The sequence below is a fragment of the Caballeronia choica genome, from assembly GCF_001544535.1.
GTDB classification, from domain to species: Bacteria; Pseudomonadota; Gammaproteobacteria; order Burkholderiales; family Burkholderiaceae; genus Caballeronia; species Caballeronia choica.
This window is the reverse complement of record NZ_FCON02000371.1, coordinates 1-2,505: the sequence shown is the minus strand read 5'-3', so window position 1 is coordinate 2,505 and position 2,505 is coordinate 1. Positions and strand designations below refer to the sequence as shown.

Annotated in this window: 4 protein-coding genes and 1 pseudogene; all 5 read left to right on the top strand. The window is 58.8% G+C overall.

All coding sequences use genetic code 11. The features are described from left to right. Positions 1-33 precede the first annotated feature (33 nt). Positions 34-366 carry an ArsR/SmtB family transcription factor gene (locus AWB68_RS44040; RefSeq protein WP_087650340.1) on the top strand — a complete coding sequence of 111 codons (333 nt, stop codon included), beginning with the start codon at positions 34-36 and terminating at the stop codon, positions 364-366. Next, a complete protein-coding gene (locus AWB68_RS44035) occupies positions 363-803 on the top strand; it encodes an ArsI/CadI family heavy metal resistance metalloenzyme (RefSeq protein WP_087650339.1) in 441 nt (146 codons plus the stop codon). Before AWB68_RS44040 ends, AWB68_RS44035 begins: the two co-directional genes overlap by 4 nt. A gap of 27 nt (positions 804-830) precedes the next feature. Next, positions 831-1,352, top strand: a complete 522-nt coding sequence (locus AWB68_RS44030) for an arsenate reductase ArsC (RefSeq protein WP_087650338.1) — start codon at positions 831-833, stop codon at positions 1,350-1,352. Further along, the gene (gene arsB / locus AWB68_RS44025; protein WP_087650337.1) at positions 1,339-2,424 is read left to right on the top strand and encodes an ACR3 family arsenite efflux transporter; all 1,086 of its coding nucleotides are present in this window, start codon (positions 1,339-1,341) and stop codon (positions 2,422-2,424) included. Before AWB68_RS44030 ends, arsB begins: the two co-directional genes overlap by 14 nt. Further along, a pseudogene (locus tag AWB68_RS50490) lies at positions 2,421-2,505 on the top strand (arsenate reductase); the annotation flags it as partial. The gene arsB and the pseudogene AWB68_RS50490, both read left to right, overlap by 4 nt.

Here is a 2,505-nt window from a genome sequence, read left to right as displayed (position 1 = left end):
AAATATTAAAACAAATGATCTATCGTTCCGGGCATGGACTCAAACCTCGTTGTACGCGCCCTGAGCGCGCTTGCCCACGAATCGCGCCTTGCGATCTTCCGCCTGCTCGTTGTCGCTGGTCCGGAAGGCATGGCTGCGGGTGAAATCGCACAGCAGCTTGGGCTTTCTCCGTCTAGCCTGTCGTTCCACCTGAAGGATCTGTCACACGCAGAGCTGGTGAAGCCGCGACAAGAAGGGCGTTTCATCTTCTACACGGCGAATTTCGACGCCATGACGGATCTGATCGGTTTCCTGACGGAGAACTGCTGCGTCGGTGCGACCTGTGCCGCGAGCGATCTCCCCAACTGTTGCGGAGACAAACCATGAAGCGCATGCACATCCACGTCGCCGTCGAAAATCTGAGCGAAAGCGTCCGGTTCTACCGCGCGATGTTCGGCAACGCAGAGCCCACCGTCCTCAAAAGCGATTACTGCAAGTGGGAGCTGACAAACCCGGCCGTCAACTTTGCGATTTCGCAGCGAGGTGCAAGACCGGGTGTCGATCACATCGGCATTCAGGTCGAAACCGATGCGGAACTAGCCGAAATGAATGCGCGCTTCGCCGCTGCTGAACTGCCGGTACAGGCCGAGACGGGCACGACCTGCTGCTATGCGCGGTCGGACAAGGCATGGACGATTGATCCACAAGGCGTCGCATGGGAAACGTTTCGAACACTCGAAGCCGCGCCGGTCTACGGCCACTCGCGCGAGCAAACGCAAGCACATCCTCAATCGTCGGCCGCATGCTGCACGCCGGCTCATTAAACCCATCGTGACCTTCCGGAGCCGCCCGTGAGCGACAAACCGTACTCGATTCTCATTCTCTGCACGGGCAACAGCTCGCGCAGCGTCATGGCCGAAGCGCTATTCAACGTGCTGGGAAAGGGCAAGTTTCAGGCGTATAGCGCGGGTAGTCACCCTTCCGGGGTCGTGAACCTGTTCGCCATCGAGCGGTGCGAAGCGCTGGGATACAACACCGCAGAGCTGCGTAGCAAGAGCTGGGATGAGTTTGCTACCCCTGACGCCCCGCACATGGACTTCATTATCACGGTGTGCGACCAGGCCTCGGGCGAAGTCTGTCCGATCTGGCTGGGACACCCGATGACGGCGCATTGGGGTTTCGAGGACCCCGCCGCATTCGAGGGTATCGACGAAGAGAAGCGCAAGGTCTTCAGCAAGGTCTACCGGCAGATCATGAACCGCGTGAGCCAGTTTGTGAACCTGCCCCTGCACGTGCTGGATCGAAATGCGATTCAGCGAGAAATGCGCGCCATTGGCGAGAAGCCGACAGAGGAATCAAATGAGCAGCACTGATACAGCGACCAGCGTCTCGCGGCCAGCGATTGGATTTTTCGAGCGTTACCTGACCGTCTGGGTCGCGCTCTGCATCGTTGGCGGCATCCTGTTCGGACAGGTCCTTCCTCATGTCTTCCAGGCGATCGGCCGCATGGAAGTGGCGCACGTCAATCTTCCGGTCGGTGTGCTGATCTGGGTGATGATCATTCCGATGCTGGTCAAGATCGATTTTGCCGCGATGACCCAGGTCAAAAACCAATGGCGCGGTATCGGCGTGACGCTGTTCGTGAACTGGTTCGTCAAACCGTTCTCGATGGCATTACTTGGCTGGATCTTCATCCGTCACGTATTCGCGCCGTGGCTTCCCGCCGACCAGCTCGACAGCTATATCGCCGGGCTGATCCTGCTGGCTGCGGCCCCCTGCACAGCGATGGTGTTCGTATGGTCGCAACTCTGCAAGGGCGATCCGTATTTCACGCTATCGCAAGTAGCGCTCAACGACTCCATCATGATCGTGGCCTTCGCGCCGCTTGTCGCACTGCTGCTCGGCATGTCGGCCATCACGGTGCCGTGGGATACGCTGATCATCTCGGTTGGCCTGTACATCGTCATTCCGGTCATCCTCGCGCAACTGCTGCGGCGGATGCTGCTTACCAGGGGTGACGCGCATTTCCGGCAGGCGGTTGCTCGTCTCGGACCCTATTCGATCAGTGCATTGCTCGCGACTCTCGTGTTGTTGTTCGCCTTCCAGGGGCAGGCGATCGTCAAGGAACCGCTGGTTATCGCGATGCTCGCGGTGCCGATTCTGATTCAGGTGTTCTTCAATTCCGGCCTCGCGTACCTGCTCAATCGCCGGCTTGGCGTCGCGCATTGTGTCGCGGGTCCGTCCAGTTTGATTGGCGCAAGCAATTTCTTCGAGCTTGCAGTGGCCACGGCAATCAGCCTGTTTGGATTTCATTCGGGGGCGGCGCTTGCCACGGTAGTCGGCGTGCTGATCGAAGTGCCGGTGATGCTGTTGGTGGTCGGCGTCGTCAATCGTTCGCAGCACTGGTACGAAGCGAAACACAGCATTAAAGGACAACGTGTATGAGCGTTACGATCTATCACAACCCGGATTGCGGCACCTCGCGCAATACGCTGGCGATGATTCGCAATGCCGGCATCGAGCCGG